This is a genomic window from Pseudoalteromonas sp. L21, from assembly GCF_021728035.1.
GTDB lineage: Bacteria > Pseudomonadota > Gammaproteobacteria > Enterobacterales > Alteromonadaceae > Pseudoalteromonas > Pseudoalteromonas arabiensis.
The window spans coordinates 774,908-793,419 of the sequence record NZ_JAKKCV010000001.1 but is presented as its reverse complement, the minus strand read 5'-3'; the positions used below and the strand labels follow the sequence as shown (position 1 = coordinate 793,419).

The following is an 18,512-nucleotide window of genomic DNA, read 5'->3' as shown; positions in this document are numbered from 1 at the left end:
TAAAAGTGGTTAAGTCTAAAAAAGGAAACCCTGCTAAGCAGGGTTTCTTGTTAATCTAAAATGGGAAGTTTAGAACTAAGCCCAGCCGTCATAGCGTTTACGGCGAGACAACATAATCGTTAAAATAATACCCAACAATAAGCCGATAAATGCAATTGCGCCGCCATATGTAAGTAATTGGCGCTTTTCTTTAGCACTGGCTGCTTGTTTAGCATTGCGTTCAGACTCGATAGTATTTTTAAGTTTATCGATTTGTGCTGTCAGGGCTTGGTTTTGTTCGTTAAGAGAGCGGTTTTGCTCTTGTAGCTGTGGCAATTCTATTTCTGCTTGACGTAACTGCTCTTGCATTAATGTCATGTCGTTATTCAGCGCTTGAAACTGTTGATGAATACCAGCGTTTTCAGTGATGAACTTTGCTTCTACCCAACCTTCGCGCTCTTTATCATCACGAATTTTAAAGTAGCCATTATCTTCACCTGATAATAATTCTACTTGTGTACCTGCATCCACAGAGCCCAAAATACGGTAGTTTTTGCTCGGACCTGAATGCATAAAAGTGTACAGGTTATCGACTATGTAGGCGGTGTTTTCGTTGTTGCTGCTTGGCGCTTCTTCTGCGTAGCTAATAAAAGAGGTGGCCGCAAGGAGCAACCCAAAAATACACTGTTTTAACATCAATCTACCTTGTTAATGTGATCTTGCCGAGAAGTGGCTAAATTTATAATTTCTTTATGTATAGAGATAGTAGGGATTTCAACTATTAATAGCAAGACTGATATTGTAATCCGTGCATGGGCTTAATCGTAAAAATCAGGAAAAAATTTGCATTAAGTAGCTGCTTTGTTTATTTTGACCACTTATTTATTTTAAATGTACTCCGCAAAGCGAATGGATACTGAGATAGAACTGAAGTTTTTGGTGTCAGATGCCGTTGTTCCACTGATCCCCGCATTAATTACCCAATTTGCAAAAACCGTTACCAACAAACCGTCACGCAGCTTACAAAATGCCTATTACGACACGCCGAGTCGTGAGTTACGTGCACTGGATATAGGCTTGCGTACACGCTGCAGCGATACAGACTGTGAGCAAACTATTAAGTTAGCCGGTGAAGTAGTAGGGGGGTTGCATCAACGCCCTGAATATAATTTGCCTCTTGAAGGGAATCGTCCTGATTTATTGGCCTTTGATGCGTCAATCTGGCCTCACGCAATGCAAGTTAATGCGATAGCCGATAACCTTTACCCTATTTTCAGCACTAACTTTATTCGTCGCACTTGGTTAATTGAAACCGATAGCGGCGCTAAAATCGAAGTGGTGTTAGATAAAGGGGAAATAGCGGCCTCTGGTCAGGTTGAGCTTATTTCTGAGTTGGAAATTGAGTTATTAGAAGGTAGCCGCCAAGAGTTATTTGCTTTAGCAGATAAACTGGTCAGTGAAAGTCATGTGCGCTTAGGACTTTATTCAAAGGCTGCGCGTGGTTACCGCCTTGCCGATAACACGCCTTTGAAAGCGAGCAAATCGATTGGTTTTGTACCGCTTAACAGTGGTGCGACACAAGAGCAGGCATTAGTGGCAAGCATTAACTATGCTATTCGTTTTGTACAAAAACATGAAGCGTGTTATTTCATTAAGCCAAGCTTAAAAACCTTAAAGCGAGTTACGGATGGAATTCGACTTATCCGTCATGCATTTTGGTTATTTGATGATATCGTCAGTAAAGATGATACGGATTCATTGCGAGTTGAACTAAAATGGCTTTTAAGTGAGCTTGCTTGGGTTGAAAATGCTATACAGCTAAAAACCTATACTTCGAAGCGACATGCCTATTACAAAAAGATTAATAGCGCCCCTGAGCTGACTCAAGTCATCAACGATTTAAAAGAATTACAGCCAAGTATTGAAGATGTACAAGAGCTGTTTCACAGCAAGCGATACAACCGTTTGTTGTTGCAACTTACAACATGGTTAATTGAAAAACAGTGGCGTAAATCATGGGGCCAAGCGGAGTTTCAAGCCGCAGAAAAACCGGTTGCTGAAATCGCTAAGCGTTTATTTGCCAAAGATTGGCACGATATGCACGAGCTTATTCCTGAGCAGCAAGTGTTTACGGACAAAGACTATTTATCACTTAGAACCCGTCTTGAAAATTCACTATTAAGTGGTAACTGCTTGGGTGCGCTATTTAATACTGATGACAGAAATGAGTTTCGAATTCCATGGTTAGATATCTCTCATGGTATTTATGAGCTTAGTACACTTGAGTATTTAAAACAGCTATGTGCAGGTCAAGATGATGAAGAGCTTGCTAAAATTCAGGCTTGGTTAGATCAGAAATCTGATTTTTTGGTCAGTGCAATGGAGCAAAGCCGTCACGCGTCTTTCAATACTGATCCATATTGGTTGTAAGCCTGTGCCTGTTTGCCTATGGATAGGGTTAGCGGTGTTGAGTATATCGGCATTTGCTAACTCAAGCGAATGGCAAACTTACAAACAGCAAGATGGCATAAACGTCACTTACAAAACGCATCAAAACGGTATTATAGAAATAAACGCCTCGGTGCTGGTAAAAAATGCGAAAGCCGATGACTTTATGGCGCTATTGAGCGATACCGACAATGCACCTAACTGGCTCGAAAATGTGAAAAGTGTCACCTTAATGGAGCGTTTAAGCCCTTCTGAAACGCTTGTACACACTCACTTTAATTCCCCTTGGCCTGTTTCAGATCGCGATTTGGTTAGCTACTCGTGTTACCACCGCCTGAGTGAGCACAAAACAGAGCTTAAAATTATTAGTCAGCCCTATGCAAAACCGGCAGTAAATGGCGTCGTGCGTATTAAAGATTTAACCGCTTTTTGGCGTTTAACACACCAGCAAAATGACTTACTGGTTAGCCATCAAGCTTATGCAGACCCCGCGGGTTCTATTCCACATTGGTTGAGTAACAAGGTATCATTAAAAAGTGTGTTTAAGACCTTACAGTCACTACGTAAGGAACTCCACTATAATCGGTTTACGCGCCTAAACACATCAAGCGTGCCTGGGAAGTGTGCTTCTTAAAGGCAGATTATTAATACATAAATACCTTTTATTAGTCTATTTAGTCGTAGGAAGAAAATGAAAGAGCCAAAAATTCCCTTGGTAAACAAACCAAATGGTATTGGGGTAGGGCGTGTTTTAAAAGCCACCAAATGCTCAATCAAAGGCTTTAAAGCTGCTTTTAAAGAAGAATCTGCATTTCGCACTGAAACCTATTTAGGTCTGATATTATTTCCGTTATCAGTGTTGCTTGCCCAATCATTAAGCCATTGGCTGATGTTATTTATTCCTTATTTATTATTGTTGATAGTTGAGCTACTCAACTCAGCAATAGAGGCGCTGACTGATAGAGTCGGTATTGAGTACCATGTATTGTCGGGACGAGCTAAAGATATGGCCTCAGCGGCAGTGACGTTGGCATTAATTATTTTGCTACTGGTTTGGGCAGTGGCAATTTATGAAAAGATAATGATGCAGTTTTAAACAAAAAAGCGCCAAATGAAGGCGCTTTTTCATCTTATATAACCTATTACAGGCCAGCAGCTGCGCGAAGTGCGTCTGCTTTGTCTGTGCGCTCCCAAGGGAACTCTTCACGACCGAAGTGACCGTAAGCCGCTGTCGGTTGATAAATAGGACGCTCAAGGTCAAGCATTTGGATTAAGCCATATGGGCGAAGGTCAAAGTGCTCACGTACTAATTCGATTAGACGCGCTTCTTCTAATTTACCTGTACCAAATGTCTCGATGCTGATAGATGTTGGCTCTGCAACACCGATAGCGTAAGAAACTTGTAGCTCACACTTGTCAGCAAGGCCAGCAGCAACCACGTTTTTAGCAACGTAACGTGCAGCGTATGCAGCTGAACGGTCAACTTTTGATGGATCTTTACCAGAGAAAGCACCACCACCGTGACGAGCCATACCACCATAAGTATCAACGATGATTTTACGACCTGTCAGACCACAGTCACCCATTGGGCCACCGATTACGAAACGGCCAGTTGGGTTGATGAAAAACTTAGTCGCGCTTGAGATAAGCTCAGCTGGAAGAACTGGCTTAATAATCGTTTCCATTACCGCTTCAACTAAGTCGTTTTGTGAGATTGAATCACAGTGTTGAGTTGAAAGAACAACGGCATCAATACCAACAGGCTTGCCATTTTCGTATGCAAACGTCACTTGAGATTTTGCATCTGGGCGTAACCAGTTAAGTTCACCGCTTTTACGAACCTCAGCTTGACGCTGAACTAAACGGTGTGAATACGTGATAGGTGCAGGCATTAACACGTCAGTTTCGTTACATGCATAACCAAACATTAAACCTTGGTCACCAGCGCCTTGCTCTTCAGGGCGAGCACGGTCAACACCTTGGTTGATATCTGGAGATTGTTTACCGATTGTGTTTAGGATTGCACACGAGTCAGCATCGAATCCCATGTCTGAGTGTGTGTAACCGATTTCACGTACTGTTTTACGTGTGATTTCTTCGATATCAACCCAAGCGCTAGTCGTGATTTCACCACCCACCATCACCATACCGGTTTTAACGTAAGTCTCACATGCAACACGGGCATGAGAATCTTGCTCTAAAATAGCATCTAGAACCGCGTCAGAGATTTGGTCCGCGATTTTATCCGGATGACCTTCAGAAACTGATTCAGAAGTAAATAAATGTTTTGCCATTGTATTTCTGCTCACAAATATTGCGCTTCACATACGTCGGTAATAGCGCTAAAAAATTAAGGGGCGTATTTTATCTAAAACAAATATGTTTGCATAGTAATTTTACGCCTAGACGTCTATTTAAAATTACTAATAACATTTCGTTCTTAATAAACAGTAATAATAGGTGCATTTAATACGGATTTTTAATTGCACTGTACCCTTACATTAAGTAAGAATGGTGCCTTACACACAACCAGCGCAAATACATAAAGGTAGGAGAATTCATGCCATCACGCAAAGAACTTGCAAATGCTATTCGCGTCTTATCAATGGACGCAGTACAACAGGCCAAATCTGGTCACCCTGGCGCCCCTATGGGCATGGCAGATATCGCAGAAGTACTATGGCGCGATTATCTAAAGCACAACCCAACGAATCCAGAGTGGGCAGACCGCGATCGATTTATTCTTTCAAATGGTCACGGTTCAATGCTGATCTATTCTCTTCTACATTTAAGTGGTTATGATCTGCCGTTAGAAGAAATTAAAAATTTCCGTCAAATGCACTCAAAAACACCAGGCCACCCAGAATATGGGTATGCACCAGGTATTGAGACCACTACGGGCCCATTAGGTCAAGGGATCACAAATGCGGTTGGTATGGCGATTGCCGAAAAAGCACTTGCTGCACAGTTTAACCGTGAAGGTCACGATATTGTTGACCACTTCACCTATGCGTTCATGGGCGACGGCTGTTTAATGGAAGGTATTTCACACGAAGCCTGTTCATTAGCGGGTACATTAGGTCTAGGTAAACTAGTTGCGTTTTGGGATGACAACGGCATCTCAATTGATGGTGAAGTGGAAGGTTGGTTCAGCGATGACACGCCAGCGCGCTTCAAAGCATACGGTTGGCACGTAGTAAGCGATGTAGATGGGCACGATCCTGATGCAATTCGCGCCGCTATCGAAGAAGCGCGTAGTATCACCGATAAACCATCACTTATTTGTTGTAAAACAGTGATTGGCTACGGTTCACCGAATAAATCAGGTAGCCATGACTGTCACGGTGCGCCACTCGGTGAAGATGAAATCACAGCATCTCGTGAGTTCCTAGGTTGGACTGGCGAAGCATTTGAAATCCCAGCTGATATTTACAGCGAATGGGATGGCAAAGAAAAAGGTAAGCAACTAGAAGCAAGCTGGGACGAAAAATTTGCTGCTTACGCAAGTGCACACCCTGAACTTGCTGCTGAGTTTAAACGCCGTACAAAAGGTGAATTACCAGCTGATTGGGCTGAAAAGTCACAAGCTTACATCGAAGAGCTGCAAGCAAACCCAGCAAATCCAGCAACACGTAAAGCATCACAAAATGCATTAAACGCATTTGGTCCGTTATTACCAGAATTCATGGGTGGCTCTGCTGACCTTGCGGGTTCTAACTTAACACTTTGGGATGGCTCAAAAGGCTTAGAAGCAAACGATGCAAGTGGTAACTACATTTTCTACGGTGTACGTGAATTTGGTATGTCGGCAATTATGAACGGTATTGCACTGCACAAAGGCTTTATTCCTTATGGCGCTACATTCTTAATGTTTATGGAATACGCTCGTAACGCAGTACGTATGGCGGCATTGATGAAGCAGCCAAGCATCTTCGTTTATACGCACGATTCAATCGGTCTAGGTGAAGATGGTCCGACGCACCAACCGGTAGAGCAAATTGCTAGCATGCGTTTAACGCCAAACCTTGTTAACTGGCGTCCATGTGACCAAGTTGAGTCTGCGATTGCATGGCAACAAGCGATTGAGCGTAAAGACGGCCCAACATCACTGATTTTCACTCGTCAAGGCCTTGAGCAACAAACGCGTACTGCACAGCAATTAAGCGACGTGAAAAAAGGGGGTTACGTACTTAGCTGTGACGGTGAGCCAGAGCTTATCCTTATCGCAACAGGTTCTGAAGTACAGCTTGCACAAGATGCAGCAACAGAGCTACGTTCACAAGGTAAAAAAGTACGCGTTGTCTCTATGCCTTCAACTGATTTATTTGATGAGCAAGACGCTGCATATAAAGAAAGCGTACTACCAGCAAGCGTAACACGCCGCGTAGCAATCGAAGCGGGCATCGCAGACTACTGGTATAAATATGTAGGCCTAAATGGCGCAGTAGTCGGTATGACCACCTTTGGTGAGTCAGCTCCTGCAGGCGAGCTATTCAAGCACTTTGGTTTCACTGTTGAAAACGTCGTAAACAAAGCAAACGCTTTGTTTTAAGCTTTAGCCGCTAAAATTTAAAAGCCCGCGCTGTATCACCACAGCGCGGGCTTTTTTATGGCGGTTTGGTGAGCGAAGTGAAATCCAAACAGACTCGAAGCTGTCAGTTTTAGCTGCAAGCCTTAAGTTTTAAGCTTTAAGTTAAAAATTACCTCACCTTAGGCGTGAAATTTATTTCGCGCGAAAACTTATGCTTTTTGGTTGAATACCAGAAGTTAGATTTGAGCCTGTTAAATGAGGCGTTATACGCCAAAAATTGGATTCACATCCATACTTTTGTGGAGAATACGGATAACCTCTATATTTTGACTGCCGATTTGACGATAAAAGATTACGTGGCTTCCTTGTGGAAATTTTCTGTAGCCATCGCGAATTTCGTCACAGGTTTTACCAATGTCAGGGTTTTCGGCTAACAGCCAGAATGAGTCATCAAACTGTTTTAGATAAATATTTCGCTGTTCACGACCCCAGCGCAAAGAGGTAAATAAAGCTATATCTCTTAAATCAGATTTCGCCTTGTTAGTTAATTGAAAGGGTCTCATTTTCTCTCTTCGTTATCTAACTCATTGATAAACGAATCAAGATCATAATCCGAAACTCCACTCTCTTCACCTTCAACAAGTAGTTGGCGTAAAGTGTTCATTTTAGTTTCTTGGGTTTCAAGTAAACGTAAAGCGGAGCGAATGACTTCACTTGCCGAGCCATAGCGACCGCTCTGAATTTGATTAGCAATAAAACTGTCAAAATGGTCACCCAAAGTAATGCTAGTGTTCTTAGCCATAATATAGCCCTTAATACCAATATATACCTAATTATGGTATCAGTTAGGCTTGAATTCAAGGTGCGCATAAAGTATTCAGCCATATTTTTTTGAACGCAAATTAAAGTGAGAGATATTCGTGCTAAAGCACGACCTACCATGCTTGCAAGATCGGCTTATAGCTAACTACGGCTAAACGGACTTGATTATTTCTCACTCAGCTCCCCTTGAATACTAAACTAACAACTGGCAATGTCTATACGTTAATAATAAAACATAACAGGAGTGAGTATGACTCAGTTTGACAGTGTAAGTGTTGTAAAAAAAGCCAATGTGTATTTTGATGGTAAAGTGTCAAGCCGTGTTGTGCTTTTTGCCGATGGCAGTACTAAAACACTGGGCTTTATGCAACCAGGTGAGTTTGAGTTTGGCACAAATCAAAAAGAGCACATGGAGCTGCTAGCGGGTGAGTGGCAAGTATTACTGCCTGACGAAACACAGTGGCAAACGATGAAGGCGGGAGATTCATTTAATGTAGATGCGAACGTTACCTTCCGTGTCAAGGTAACTGATTTCGCTGATTACTGTTGCTCGTACACTTAATAAGCAGTTGTTAACCTTTGTGAAAAGCCCGTGTGATGCGGGCTTTTGCATATTTTATCTGCAAAGCATGATCTAAATCATCTGTGGTTACAATCAATTACTAATTATCTGTAATTTTCGCTTGTGTTAATTCAATTCGCCCCCAATACTAACTGTGAGGTAACAAGAAAAAAGGATACCCTATGAAGATTAATATTTCTGGTCATCATGTTGACGTTACTGAGGCTGTTAGAGCTCACATCAACGAGAAATTCTCGAAAATTGCTAGCCATTTTCCATCATTAATATCACTCGATATTATTCTTTCAAAAGAACATCACAAGTATCAAGCTGAGATCAGTACCACTTATGAAGGTACGCGTTTATCAGTTAAAGGAGAAGATGACGTGATGTATCCGGCTATCGCAAGCGCGGCTAAAAAACTCGATGCATCACTTAAACATCGAAAAGGGCAAATGAAAGCCAAATTACATGAAAAACCGGTCAGTACCACGCCGGAAATCGCCCACGAAATCATTCAAGAAATGGATCTGAGCTAATTACAATGCGCTAGCCTGAAGTGGCTAGCCTATACTAAAATTGAAAAGCCATCCGCTTCACAGCGGTTGGCTTTTTTGGTTTTTACTTTCTACCTTATCCAACTTCCAATCTCATCTAAAACGCTGTAAGTTGCTTGTAACTAAGAATAAAACACACAAAACCTATGCAATCAGCAGTATCAAATTGGCAATCTAAATTAAATGCTTTAGGGCCGGGTATTTTAATGGCTACAGCGGCAATTGGTGGCTCGCATTTAGTGGCATCAACACAAGCAGGATCGTTATTCGGTTGGCAGCTATTTTGGCTAATCATTGTAGTAAATATATTAAAGTACCCATTTTTTCGATTTGGTATGGAATACACCTTAGCCACTAAACAAAGTTTAGTTGAGGGTTATAAGCAAAAAGGACCAGGCTACTTTTATAGTTTTATTGCGCTGAATATTGTTGCGGCTGTGGTGAATACCGCAGGAGTATTACTATTAACGGCCAGCTTGTTGCACTATGCGTTACCCATAAGTATCTCGGTTACACTGTTGTGCTGGCTGATTTTGGCTGTGTGTTTGCTTATTTTGTTATTGGGGCACTTTAAGGCGCTCGATAATGTTTCAAAGCTTATTATGGGGCTACTTACTGTAACAACCGTCGCTGCGTTGATTGTAGCTATTAATAATGGTGCTATAAACCATGCAGTAGTGGCACCTGCTGACTATGTGGGCCCATCGCCGTATGAACTTGCCATGCTAGGCTTTATGGTGGCACTTATGGGCTGGATGCCAGCACCTATCGAAATTTCAGCGATTAGCTCGTTATGGCTAAAAGAAAAGCAACATCAACAAGCGGTGACAAAACAACAAGGCTTGTTTGATTTTAATTTGGGTTACTGGCTTACCGCAGCACTTGCGCTCGTGTTTTTTTCATTAGGTGTTTTGGTGCAATATGGTCACGTACAGGCCGTTCAATTAGGTGGCGTGGCGTTTGCCAAACAGTTGATTGATATGTATGCACTCACCATGGGGGAGTGGGCAAGGCCGCTGGTTTCAGGTATCGCTTTTTTATGTATGTTTGGTACCACGCTGACGGTACTTGACGGCTACGCCAGAACATTAAATGAGTCGCATAAATTGCTACCCGTTAAACAGTCAAAACATAGCTTGAATATGTGGCTATTATTACAAGCATTTGCAGGCATGGCAGTGATTTTATTTTTTAAATCAGCCCTTGGGCCAATGCTTACCTTTGCAATGACCCTCGCTTTTGTTACAACTCCCGTATTTGCATGGCTGAACTTTAGTTTAGTACGCTCAGAACCCAGCATTCATCACTCACCTTTATTACGCACCCTAAGCTGGCTAGGTCTGCTTTATTTAGTAGGCTTTGCGCTGGTGTTTTTGGTTTGGAAGATAATGTAAAGGGAGCTGTCAGCTTTCAGCCGTCAGTTTATAGCTGATCGAGAAGGGGCTTAATTATTTGTGTTTATAAACAATTGTAACTTTACATTCATGTCTCGGTTTTTATGCTGTTTGACTGACGACAGATCAGACGACTGACGGCTGACGGCTGACGGCTCTAACTCAACTCCCTAATCGCATTACTAATCCCATCTAGCGTGAGTGGGTACATGCGGTTGTCCATTAACTGTTTTATAAAATCAATTGATTGATAATAGCGCCAGTGTTCAACGGGTTGTGGGTTGAGCCAAGCGACTTTATCAAAATGGTTGGTGATACGGTTTAGCCAAGCACTGCCTGGCTCTTCATTCCAATGCTCGACACTGCCTCCAGGGTAGGCGATTTCATAGGGGCCCATAGTGGCATCGCCAACAAAAATGACCTTGTAATCGCTGGTGAACTTGTTAATCAAGGTCTTGGTATCAATCACGTTTGTGTGACGACGTTCGTTGTCTTGCCAAACATGCTCATACAAACAGTTATGAAAATAGTAAAATTCAAGATGTTTAAACTCGCAGTGGGCGGCGCTAAATAACTCTTCGCAAGTATGGATGTAGTCATCCATTGAACCGCCGATATCAAACAGCATCAACACTTTTACCGCATTGTGGCGCTCTGGTGCCATTTTTACATCGAGCATGCCGCCTTGCTTTGCGGTTGCGCGGATGGTTTCGGTTAAATCCAGTGTATCGCTAGCGCCAGTGCGGGCAAATTTACGCAGTTTTTTAAGGGCAAGCTTAATGGTGCGTGAGCCGATTTCACGGTCACTGTCGAGGTTGCGGTAGCTGCGTTTATCCCATACTTTTACAGCACGGCGATGTCGGTTACCGTCTTGACCAATGCGCACACCTTCAGGGTTATAACCATAGGCGCCAAACGGCGATGTGCCGCCTGTGCCAACCCACTTATTGCCGCCTGCATGGCGCTTTTGCTGTTCTTCAAGGCGCTGCTTGAGGGTTTCCATGAGTTTATCAAGGCCACCCATAGCGTGTAATTGCGCTTTTTCTTCGTCGCTTAAATGCTTTTCGAACTCTTTGCGTAGCCAATCATCAGGCAAGGCATGTTGCTGTTTTAAGCTTTCGAGCAGATCAAGGTCAGCAATCCCACTAAAGTAATCAGCAAAGGCTTTATCAAAGCGGTCAAAATGGGTTTCATCTTTCACCATGATGGTACGCGCTAAGTAATAAAATGCATCAACATCGGCAAAAATAACTCCTTGCTTGAGCGCATTGATCAAATCAAGTAGCTCTCGCAAACTAACCGGTAAGCGGTACTCGCGTAGCTTAAAGAAAAACGCAATTAACATCTTAACGGCGGCTCATAAAGGCAAGTTTTTCAATCAGGCTGATGTCTTGCTCGTTCTTTAATAACGCTCCAAACATGGGCATTAGGCCACCTTTTTGGCTCTTGTCGTGCAGTGTTTTAGCGTCAATATCTTCAGCCATCAGCAATTTTAACCAATCAAGTAATTCACTTGTTGATGGTTTTTTCTTAATGCCGTTAACATCGCGCAGGTTAAAGAACACTTCGAGTGCTTGGCGTACTAAATCTTGTTTAACGTGAGGGTGATGCACATCGATAATTTGTGCCATTTCTTCACTACTTGGAAAATCAATGTAGTGGAAAAAACAACGACGTAAAAAAGCATCTGGCAGCTCTTTTTCGTTATTTGACGTGATGATCACAATCGGACGTTGCTTAGCAATAACACGCTCGCCGGTTTCATAAACATGAAACTCCATTTTATCGAGCTCTAATAACAAGTCGTTGGGAAATTCGATATCGGCTTTGTCTATTTCATCAATTAATAGCACTGGGCGTTTATTATGTTGCTCACCATAGGTAAAGGCTTGCCATAGTTTCCCTTTAACAATGTAATTGCCGATATCGTGAACTCGTTCATCGCCTAACTGACTGTCGCGTAGACGTGATACCGCATCATACTCATAAAGGCCTTGCTGAGCCTTAGTGGTTGATTTTATATGCCATTGAATGAGCGTGGTGTCTAAGCTTTTTGCAAGCTCCTCGGCCAGCATGGTTTTCCCCGTGCCTGGCTCGCCTTTTATCAACAGCGGTTTTTCGAGCAATATGGCCGCGTTAACGGCTTGTTTTAATGCAGAACTTGCAATGTAGTTATCGGTTGAATTAAAAAGCACGATGTCACCTTATCTGGTCTGAGCAGTGATTAATAATGCTATGATGCCATAGTTATTCTGTGTCTGAAAGGTATGCAAAACGCGGCACTGTTTTGCCATCGATTTCAACGGTTTCTAAAAACATGCTAAGTGGGCGTGCCCACATGCCAAACTCACCATACAGTGCTTGGTAAATAACAAGTTGCTCTTCGGTTTCACTGTGGGTGGCAACATACTCAACTTTGTATTTTTGGCCTTTGTAGTGTTGATATATACCTGATTTGAGAGGATGAAGTTTTATTGCTGTAGTCATGTTTTGATCTCTTGTATAATTACGTTTTGCACTTTATTAATGCTAAATAAATCGCCAACACTATGAATTATATTTCGTTAGATGAATACAAGAAAGCGTGGGTTTTTCGCCATAAAGATATGCCTATCAGCGCAGATGATGCGCAGCAAATTAAGCCAATGACAAGTGAACGTGCTGCTGTGCTTTGGAGCACCATGGTCAGCCGCGAGCATGATCACCCTGATTTTTTTGATAAAACAGATTGGTGTGGCAAAGAAGAGAGCTTTATCGAGACACTTAATTGGGAAAATGCATGGGAAGCCGGCGAAGAGCAACTCCCCGAGGCTATTTTGGCGCACCTTGATTGGGAAGCCAACACAACAGTGTATTTTTGCATGGCACGCGACAATATCATCGAAACTAGTTTTGCTGTCTTTAAACGTTGTTGGCAAAACTTTATGTTTTTAGCTGATGGCAGTTTGTTAATGGGCAAAAAACGCGATGCTGTTGTGCAGTTTTTAGAGTCAGGTAATGCCAAACTGGGTAAAAAAGGCGCAGTAAAGTAGCGCTCAATTAACGCTCTATGCTATAAAACAGTCAAGCAATTGTTTTATAAGAGCGCGCATTGTCTACTTCAAACTCTCAGAGCAAATCGTTACAACAAGCCGAAATTTGGCAAACTGATGCCGAGCGGGCTTTGTATGCTCAGTTGTGTAATGCTTTTTATGCGCGTGAAATTCCACGTTTAGTTGAAGAGCCAGATGCGGCAAGATTAAGACGACTATTAGCCAGTTTACCTTTTTATATTGAACGGCTTGCTATACGAATTGTGAGTGGGGATGCGCCTCTACAACTTGATTCACAAAATGGTAGTTGGCTCGAGAAGCAAAAAACGCAGCCTCCTGTGCATAGTAAAAATGAGTCAGCGCGTTTTTTTAGTCAATACGCTAAGCGCGGGTTAATTGTTCCCGTGTTAATTAATGACGGTCAATGTACCACAGTACGCATAGACAGCTTAGATCAAGTAAGCGACAATAAGGTACATTGCAATGAGCTTGGCTGGTTTAATCATTCGGGTGAGTCATTGGAAGGAAGGCACGCTCAATTATTAAAGCCTTCTAAAGCGGTAATGATAGCGGCGTGCTGTGGTCACCAATGGCAGTTTAATAAACGAGTAACACCTAAGCGTTTATCTTTAAGAGAAATGCTATTAGCAAGCAATATAAATTGGCGCAACCTAAAGCGCCCAAAGACTTAATTTAACCGCGAAGGAGTGTTCAATGCGGGTTTTTCAATTCGCCTTGTTATGTTTGGCGCTATTTATTCAGTACCGTTTATGGTTTGGTCATAATGGTGTACAGGATTACACTCGCCTTAAGCAAGCGGTTACGTCTCATCAAGATACCAATGCCAAGCTTTTGAAGCGAAATAAAGTGCTTAAAGCTGATATAAAAGATTTAAAGCTCGGCCAAGAGGGAATTGAAGAACGTGCAAGGAACGAGTTAGGAATGATTAAACCAGGTGAAACATTTATTCGAGTGTTACCTAGACAACAACATAATGAAAGATAAGCAAATAATTACCGCTATCGTCCCTGCCGCAGGGGTTGGTAGCCGCATGCAACACTCCACGCCTAAGCAATATATTGAACTTGCTGGCAAAACGATTTTAGAACATACCCTTAGCAAGCTTGCTGAACTTAACCTCCTTCGCACCATTAAAGTCGCAATCAGCGAGGGGGACGGCTATTTTGCGGATTTACCGCACATTGATAACCGTATAGAGCGAGTAACGGGGGGGAAAGAGCGCGCTGACTCAGTCCTAAATGCCTTATTATCACTTGCTGATAATCCTCCTGATTGGGTTTTGGTGCATGATGCTGCAAGGCCGCTGGTATGTTTAACTGATATCGAGCGCTTGATCGCTGACTGTGTTGCTGTGAATGAAGGCGGTATTTTAGCCTCAAAAGTGAAAGACACCATAAAGCGTGGTGAGACGCATTGTAAGCAAACTGTGCCGCGTGATGATTTATGGCAGGCACTTACCCCCCAGTTTTTCCCTTATCAAGCGCTGACAGATGCTCTTACAAATGCGCTTAAAAATGGTGTAACCATCACGGATGAAGCATCTGCAATGGAGTGGGCTAAGCAGCCCGTTAAATTGGTGCCAGGCCGTAGCGACAATATTAAGATCACCACACCAGAAGACTTAGATTTAGCTGAGTTCCTACTAAATAAACAACAAAATGAGAGTACCCCATGATTCGAATTGGCCATGGCTTTGATGTTCATAAATTTGGCGGCGAAGGCCCGCTGGTTATTTGTGGTGAAAAAATTGATTACCCACAAGGGTTCTTAGCACACTCAGACGGTGATGTGGCTATTCACGCATTATGTGATGCGATATTAGGTTCTTTGGCTATGGGTGACATTGGTAAGCACTTTCCTGATACAGCCAGTGAATACGAAAACATCGACAGTCGTATTTTATTACGCCATGTGATTGGGCTTGCTAAACAGCAAGGGTACGTACTTGGCAATGCTGATGTCACAATTGTTGCACAAGCGCCAAAAATGCTGCCACATATACAAGCAATGCGTGAAAACTTAGCAGCAGATTTAGAAGCTGACATTTCACAGGTTAATGTGAAAGCGACAACCACCGAAAAGTTAGGTTTTGAAGGACGTAAAGAGGGCATCTCAAGCCACGCTGTCGTTATTATGAGTAAACACAATTCATGAGCGAATTAAACTACCTATATGGTAAACCTCTTTCTAAGGCTGACTTTAAAATGTTTGCTGAAGATTTTATGGTTGATGAAGACTTGGGTATTGAGTTTACAGGTTCTGGCGAGCATGTCTGCTTACAGGTGGTGAAAAAAGGCGAAAATACACAGTTTGTTGCTAAACGCATTGCCGAAAAAGCAGGTGTATCACCGCGCGATGTAAGCTACGCGGGTCTAAAAGATCGCCACGGTGTTTGTACCCAGTGGTTTAGTGTGCCAGTACCAATTAAAAAGCATATTGAATTTAGTGAATTAAATAACGAACAGTTCTTTGTGATATCGCAGCAGCGCCATAATCGTAAGCTCAGAACCGGCTGCCATAAAGGCAATCGCTTTACCATTACGTTACGTAATGTGACTAAGCCTTTGGATATTTTGTGTCGTATCAATGCCGTGCGAGCAGGCGTCCCTAATTATTTTGGTGAGCAGCGCTTTGGTCATGGCGGTCATAACCTTGAGATGGCTAAACGGATGTTTGCGGGAGAGCGCATTCGCGATAAAAAACTGCGTGGTTTAGTGATTTCAGCAGCGCGCTCTTATGTGTTTAATGAAATAGTGAGCATGCGGGTTGCTGAGCATGGCCTTGCTAAAACAATGCACCGCGAAGTGTTTATGCTTAGCGGTAGTAATGCTTTTTTTGAAGACAATATAAGTGACGACAATATTGCACGCTTAGCGTCTGGTGATATTGTGATGTCGGCGCCTATGGTAGGCAAAGGTGAAAAAGGCCTGACCGAGACTGAAAAAAAATGGCTTACACCTTATCAGTCGTGGATTGATGGGCTTGCTGAATTAGGTCTAAAGAATGAGCGTAGAATGTTACGCTTAATACCCGATTCATTAGCAGTAGAAACCATAGACGAAACTACTTTAAAGTTAAGCTTTGGTTTACCAAAAGGCTGTTTTGCTACCGCCTTGCTGCGTGAGCTGGTGGACTATCAAGACGCTAGCCCTAGAGAGCAAAAACAAAAGGATGCGTAAATGAAAATCTTATTAAGTAATGATGATGGGGTCAATGCTAAAGGGATTGCAGTTTTGCACCAAGCTTTGATTCAAATTGCAGATGTAACGTTAGTTGCACCTGATCGCAATTGCAGTGGCGCAAGTAACTCACTTACTTTAATGAACCCATTACGAGCGACTAGGCTAGATAACGGGTTTATTTCGATTAATGGTACACCGACAGATTGTGTTCATTTAGGTGTAAACGAGCTCACTGACGAGCTGCCTGACTTAGTTGTAGCAGGTATTAATCATGGTGCTAATTTAGGTGATGATACGCTTTATTCTGGTACGGTAGCAGCAGCAACTGAAGGACGTCATTTAGGATTGCCAGCCATTGCTGTTTCGTTATGTTCTAAAGAAGGCAACCATTTTGAAACTGCAGCGGCCGTTGCCGTGAGCATTATTAAAGAGCTGGCTTCTCATCCATTACCAAAAGATCAAATAATTAATCTAAACGTTCCCGATATTCCTCTAACAGAATTAAAAGGCGTGAAGGTGACGCGTTTGGGTTCTCGCCATAAAGCTGAAACCATGACTAAACAGCAAGACCCTTGGGGTCGTGATATATATTGGTATGGTACGTTAGGCGCTGAAAGCGATGCAGGTGAAGGCACTGACTTTTATGCCATCAACAATGGTTATGCATCGGTGACACCATTAAGTGTTGATATGACAGCGAAAGAAAGCTTGCAAGCGGTTGATAGCTGGTTGGCAAATATGGAGATTAATGGTGCTGACTAATTATAATCGCAGTGCGTTAGCGTTGGCTGAATTATTAAAGCGAGAAGGGGTAGAGGACTCTATCGTACTTGAAGCAATAGCAACAACACCCAGACACTTATTTGTTGATGATGTATTGCAGCACAAAGCGTATCAGAATACCGCATTACCCATTGGCCAAGGGCAGACTATCTCACAACCGTATATTGTTGCACGGATGACTGAGCTTTTACGTTTGGCTGGTGTTAAAGACAAAGTGCTTGAAATAGGCACAGGCTCTGGTTATCAAACAGCGATCCTTGCCAAAACATTTAGCAAAGTTTGTTCTGTTGAGCGAATTAAAGCACTGCAATGGCAAGCTAAACGGCGTTTACATAAACTCGATTTATATAATGTAACAATGAAACATGGTGACGGCTGGCAGGGTTGGCAGTCTCAAGCTCCATTTTCAGGCATCATTGTGACAGCTGCGGCTGCAACAATGCCAAAAGGGTTATTAGCACAGTTAGCTGATGGCGGAGTCATGATTGCCCCTGTGGGCGAGCAAGACCAACAATTAATGATGGTTGTCAGAAATGGCGATACATTTAGTGAACATGTAGTTGCACCAGTACGATTTGTACCTTTGGTACCTGGTGATATTGAATAGGACGTCATACTTTGAAGTTATTTACTAAGTTATATGATATGGCACTTGTGTGGGCAAAGCACCGCCATGCAGAGCGCTATTTAGCAGGGATGAGCTTTGCCGAATCTGTTTTCTTTCCGGTGCCACCCGATGTCATGCTGGCGCCAATGTCGCTTGCACAACCAAGCAAAGCATGGCGTTTTGCAAGCTTTACTACCATTGCATCTGTCATTGGTGGTGTTTTAGGTTATCTGTTAGGTTATTGGCTATTTGAGCCAGTTGTAGAGCCTTTTATTGCTCAAATGGGCTGGCAAGCAAAGTTTGACTTAGCACTTAGTTGGTTTGAAACCTATGGTGTTTGGGTTGTATTTATCGCTGGATTTTCGCCTATCCCCTATAAGGTGTTTACGATAGGGGCAGGGTTAATGCAGATGGCCTTTTTGCCCTTTTTAATTGCCTCAGCCATTGGTCGTGGTGCACGATTCTTCTTGGTTTCCGCTTTAATGAAGTGGGGTGGGGTTAAAATGGAGCAAAAATTACGTCAATATGTTGAAGCACTTGGCTGGGGTTTAGTTATTTTAGTTGTGGTTGCATACTTTTTATTACGATAGCACT

23 protein-coding genes are annotated in these 18,512 nt (G+C 42.7%); 16 read left to right on the top strand and 7 right to left on the bottom strand.

Annotated elements, in window-relative coordinates; all coding sequences use genetic code 11:
• Nucleotides 1-75: 75 nt before the first annotated feature.
• Entirely contained in the window at nt 76-675 is a 600-nt protein-coding gene (locus L3V41_RS03630) for a TIGR04211 family SH3 domain-containing protein (protein WP_062568777.1), read from the bottom strand.
• Between the two features lie 213 nt (nt 676-888).
• Between L3V41_RS03630 and L3V41_RS03625 the strand changes: the two genes are divergently transcribed.
• The 3 genes from L3V41_RS03625 to L3V41_RS03615 are packed head-to-tail and all read left to right on the top strand — an operon-like array spanning nt 889 to nt 3,523.
• Nucleotides 889-2,409 (top strand): CYTH and CHAD domain-containing protein, encoded by a 1,521-nt coding sequence (locus L3V41_RS03625; protein WP_062568778.1) that lies wholly within the window; start codon nt 889-891, stop codon nt 2,407-2,409.
• A 34-nt stretch (nt 2,410-2,443) separates the two neighbouring features.
• Nucleotides 2,444-3,061 (top strand): START domain-containing protein, encoded by a 618-nt coding sequence (locus L3V41_RS03620; protein WP_062568779.1) that lies wholly within the window; start codon nt 2,444-2,446, stop codon nt 3,059-3,061.
• A gap of 57 nt (nt 3,062-3,118) precedes the next feature.
• Entirely contained in the window at nt 3,119-3,523 is a 405-nt protein-coding gene (locus tag L3V41_RS03615) for a diacylglycerol kinase (RefSeq protein WP_062568780.1), read from the top strand.
• A gap of 46 nt (nt 3,524-3,569) precedes the next feature.
• Here L3V41_RS03615 and metK read toward each other — a convergent pair whose 3' ends face one another.
• On the bottom strand, nt 3,570-4,721 hold the full coding sequence (metK, locus tag L3V41_RS03610) for a methionine adenosyltransferase (RefSeq protein WP_062568781.1): 1,152 nt from the start codon (nt 4,719-4,721) through the stop codon (nt 3,570-3,572).
• Between the two features lie 266 nt (nt 4,722-4,987).
• Here metK and tkt point away from each other — a divergent pair, with 266 nt between their 5' ends.
• Nucleotides 4,988-6,979 carry a transketolase gene (gene tkt, locus L3V41_RS03605; protein ID WP_062568782.1) on the top strand — a complete coding sequence of 664 codons (1,992 nt, stop codon included), beginning with the start codon at nt 4,988-4,990 and terminating at the stop codon, nt 6,977-6,979.
• Between the two features lie 242 nt (nt 6,980-7,221).
• Here the strand turns inward: tkt and L3V41_RS03600 are convergent, their stop codons facing one another.
• Nucleotides 7,222-7,521 (bottom strand): type II toxin-antitoxin system RelE/ParE family toxin, encoded by a 300-nt coding sequence (locus L3V41_RS03600; RefSeq protein WP_062568783.1) that lies wholly within the window; start codon nt 7,519-7,521, stop codon nt 7,222-7,224.
• Nucleotides 7,518-7,760 (bottom strand): type II toxin-antitoxin system ParD family antitoxin, encoded by a 243-nt coding sequence (locus tag L3V41_RS03595; RefSeq protein WP_062568784.1) that lies wholly within the window; start codon nt 7,758-7,760, stop codon nt 7,518-7,520. Before L3V41_RS03595 ends, L3V41_RS03600 begins: the two co-directional genes overlap by 4 nt.
• A gap of 270 nt (nt 7,761-8,030) precedes the next feature.
• Here L3V41_RS03595 and L3V41_RS03590 point away from each other — a divergent pair, with 270 nt between their 5' ends.
• The 3 genes from L3V41_RS03590 to L3V41_RS03580 all read left to right on the top strand — a co-directional run bounded on the left by L3V41_RS03590 (nt 8,031) and on the right by L3V41_RS03580 (nt 10,293).
• On the top strand, nt 8,031-8,342 hold the full coding sequence (locus tag L3V41_RS03590; RefSeq protein ID WP_193987757.1) for a pyrimidine/purine nucleoside phosphorylase: 312 nt from the start codon (nt 8,031-8,033) through the stop codon (nt 8,340-8,342).
• A 182-nt stretch (nt 8,343-8,524) separates the two neighbouring features.
• On the top strand, nt 8,525-8,881 hold the full coding sequence (gene raiA / locus L3V41_RS03585) for a ribosome-associated translation inhibitor RaiA (protein WP_062568786.1): 357 nt from the start codon (nt 8,525-8,527) through the stop codon (nt 8,879-8,881).
• Nucleotides 8,882-9,045: 164 nt separating this feature from the next.
• The gene (locus L3V41_RS03580; protein WP_193987756.1) at nt 9,046-10,293 is read left to right on the top strand and encodes a divalent metal cation transporter; all 1,248 of its coding nucleotides are present in this window, start codon (nt 9,046-9,048) and stop codon (nt 10,291-10,293) included.
• A 157-nt stretch (nt 10,294-10,450) separates the two neighbouring features.
• Here L3V41_RS03580 and L3V41_RS03575 read toward each other — a convergent pair whose 3' ends face one another.
• From L3V41_RS03575 to L3V41_RS03565, 3 genes are read right to left on the bottom strand one after another with little or no spacing between them, the layout of a single operon-like run.
• On the bottom strand, nt 10,451-11,638 hold the full coding sequence (locus L3V41_RS03575) for a VWA domain-containing protein (protein WP_237127174.1): 1,188 nt from the start codon (nt 11,636-11,638) through the stop codon (nt 10,451-10,453).
• A 1-nt stretch (nt 11,639) separates the two neighbouring features.
• On the bottom strand, nt 11,640-12,488 hold the full coding sequence (locus L3V41_RS03570; RefSeq protein ID WP_062568790.1) for a MoxR family ATPase: 849 nt from the start codon (nt 12,486-12,488) through the stop codon (nt 11,640-11,642).
• Nucleotides 12,489-12,540: 52 nt separating this feature from the next.
• On the bottom strand, nt 12,541-12,780 hold the full coding sequence (locus tag L3V41_RS03565) for a DUF1653 domain-containing protein (protein ID WP_193987754.1): 240 nt from the start codon (nt 12,778-12,780) through the stop codon (nt 12,541-12,543).
• A 62-nt stretch (nt 12,781-12,842) separates the two neighbouring features.
• Between L3V41_RS03565 and L3V41_RS03560 the strand changes: the two genes are divergently transcribed.
• Genes L3V41_RS03560 through L3V41_RS03520 form a run of 9 tightly spaced genes read left to right on the top strand, consistent with a single transcriptional unit; the run spans nt 12,843 to nt 18,508 of the window.
• The gene (locus tag L3V41_RS03560) at nt 12,843-13,325 is read left to right on the top strand and encodes a DUF2947 domain-containing protein (protein WP_062568792.1); all 483 of its coding nucleotides are present in this window, start codon (nt 12,843-12,845) and stop codon (nt 13,323-13,325) included.
• 59 nt (nt 13,326-13,384) lie between these two features.
• Nucleotides 13,385-14,017, top strand: a complete 633-nt coding sequence (locus L3V41_RS03555) for a hypothetical protein (RefSeq protein WP_062568793.1) — start codon at nt 13,385-13,387, stop codon at nt 14,015-14,017.
• A gap of 22 nt (nt 14,018-14,039) precedes the next feature.
• Nucleotides 14,040-14,330, top strand: coding sequence for a cell division protein FtsB (ftsB, locus tag L3V41_RS03550; protein ID WP_062568794.1), 291 nt, complete (start codon nt 14,040-14,042; stop codon nt 14,328-14,330).
• Complete coding sequence (gene ispD / locus L3V41_RS03545; RefSeq protein ID WP_237127173.1) at nt 14,320-15,021, top strand: 2-C-methyl-D-erythritol 4-phosphate cytidylyltransferase; 702 nt, start codon at nt 14,320-14,322, stop codon at nt 15,019-15,021. Before ftsB ends, ispD begins: the two co-directional genes overlap by 11 nt.
• The gene (gene ispF, locus L3V41_RS03540) at nt 15,018-15,500 is read left to right on the top strand and encodes a 2-C-methyl-D-erythritol 2,4-cyclodiphosphate synthase (protein ID WP_237127172.1); all 483 of its coding nucleotides are present in this window, start codon (nt 15,018-15,020) and stop codon (nt 15,498-15,500) included. The genes ispD and ispF overlap by 4 nt, the downstream gene beginning before the upstream one ends.
• Nucleotides 15,497-16,525: a tRNA pseudouridine(13) synthase TruD gene (locus tag L3V41_RS03535; protein WP_237127171.1), complete on the top strand. Its 1,029-nt coding sequence runs from the start codon at nt 15,497-15,499 to the stop codon at nt 16,523-16,525. Before ispF ends, L3V41_RS03535 begins: the two co-directional genes overlap by 4 nt.
• Nucleotides 16,526-17,290 carry a 5'/3'-nucleotidase SurE gene (surE, locus tag L3V41_RS03530; protein ID WP_193987752.1) on the top strand — a complete coding sequence of 255 codons (765 nt, stop codon included), beginning with the start codon at nt 16,526-16,528 and terminating at the stop codon, nt 17,288-17,290.
• Complete coding sequence (locus L3V41_RS03525) at nt 17,280-17,918, top strand: protein-L-isoaspartate(D-aspartate) O-methyltransferase (RefSeq protein ID WP_062568831.1); 639 nt, start codon at nt 17,280-17,282, stop codon at nt 17,916-17,918. The genes surE and L3V41_RS03525 overlap by 11 nt, the downstream gene beginning before the upstream one ends.
• 11 nt (nt 17,919-17,929) lie before the next feature.
• Nucleotides 17,930-18,508, top strand: a complete 579-nt coding sequence (locus tag L3V41_RS03520) for a YqaA family protein (RefSeq protein WP_062568799.1) — start codon at nt 17,930-17,932, stop codon at nt 18,506-18,508.
• Nucleotides 18,509-18,512 lie beyond the last annotated feature (4 nt).

Excerpts from the sequence above, each read along its gene's own strand:
- L3V41_RS03595 (WP_062568784.1), bottom strand. The coding sequence starts at position 7,760 with ATGGCTAAGAACACTAGCATTACTTTGGGTGACCATTTTGACAGTTTT.
- metK (WP_062568781.1), bottom strand. The coding sequence starts at position 4,721 with ATGGCAAAACATTTATTTACTTCTGAATCAGTTTCTGAAGGTCATCCG.
- tkt (WP_062568782.1), top strand. The coding sequence starts at position 4,988 with ATGCCATCACGCAAAGAACTTGCAAATGCTATTCGCGTCTTATCAATG.
- L3V41_RS03535 (WP_237127171.1), top strand. The coding sequence starts at position 15,497 with ATGAGCGAATTAAACTACCTATATGGTAAACCTCTTTCTAAGGCTGAC.
- ftsB (WP_062568794.1), top strand. The coding sequence starts at position 14,040 with ATGCGGGTTTTTCAATTCGCCTTGTTATGTTTGGCGCTATTTATTCAG.
- L3V41_RS03590 (WP_193987757.1), top strand. The coding sequence starts at position 8,031 with ATGACTCAGTTTGACAGTGTAAGTGTTGTAAAAAAAGCCAATGTGTAT.
- L3V41_RS03560 (WP_062568792.1), top strand. The coding sequence starts at position 12,843 with ATGAATTATATTTCGTTAGATGAATACAAGAAAGCGTGGGTTTTTCGC.
- raiA (WP_062568786.1), top strand. The coding sequence starts at position 8,525 with ATGAAGATTAATATTTCTGGTCATCATGTTGACGTTACTGAGGCTGTT.
- L3V41_RS03625 (WP_062568778.1), top strand. The coding sequence starts at position 889 with ATGGATACTGAGATAGAACTGAAGTTTTTGGTGTCAGATGCCGTTGTT.
- L3V41_RS03580 (WP_193987756.1), top strand. The coding sequence starts at position 9,046 with ATGCAATCAGCAGTATCAAATTGGCAATCTAAATTAAATGCTTTAGGG.
- L3V41_RS03600 (WP_062568783.1), bottom strand. The coding sequence starts at position 7,521 with ATGAGACCCTTTCAATTAACTAACAAGGCGAAATCTGATTTAAGAGAT.
- L3V41_RS03630 (WP_062568777.1), bottom strand. The coding sequence starts at position 675 with ATGTTAAAACAGTGTATTTTTGGGTTGCTCCTTGCGGCCACCTCTTTT.
- L3V41_RS03615 (WP_062568780.1), top strand. The coding sequence starts at position 3,119 with ATGAAAGAGCCAAAAATTCCCTTGGTAAACAAACCAAATGGTATTGGG.
- L3V41_RS03575 (WP_237127174.1), bottom strand. The coding sequence starts at position 11,638 with ATGTTAATTGCGTTTTTCTTTAAGCTACGCGAGTACCGCTTACCGGTT.
- ispF (WP_237127172.1), top strand. The coding sequence starts at position 15,018 with ATGATTCGAATTGGCCATGGCTTTGATGTTCATAAATTTGGCGGCGAA.
- ispD (WP_237127173.1), top strand. The coding sequence starts at position 14,320 with ATGAAAGATAAGCAAATAATTACCGCTATCGTCCCTGCCGCAGGGGTT.
- surE (WP_193987752.1), top strand. The coding sequence starts at position 16,526 with ATGAAAATCTTATTAAGTAATGATGATGGGGTCAATGCTAAAGGGATT.
- L3V41_RS03565 (WP_193987754.1), bottom strand. The coding sequence starts at position 12,780 with ATGACTACAGCAATAAAACTTCATCCTCTCAAATCAGGTATATATCAA.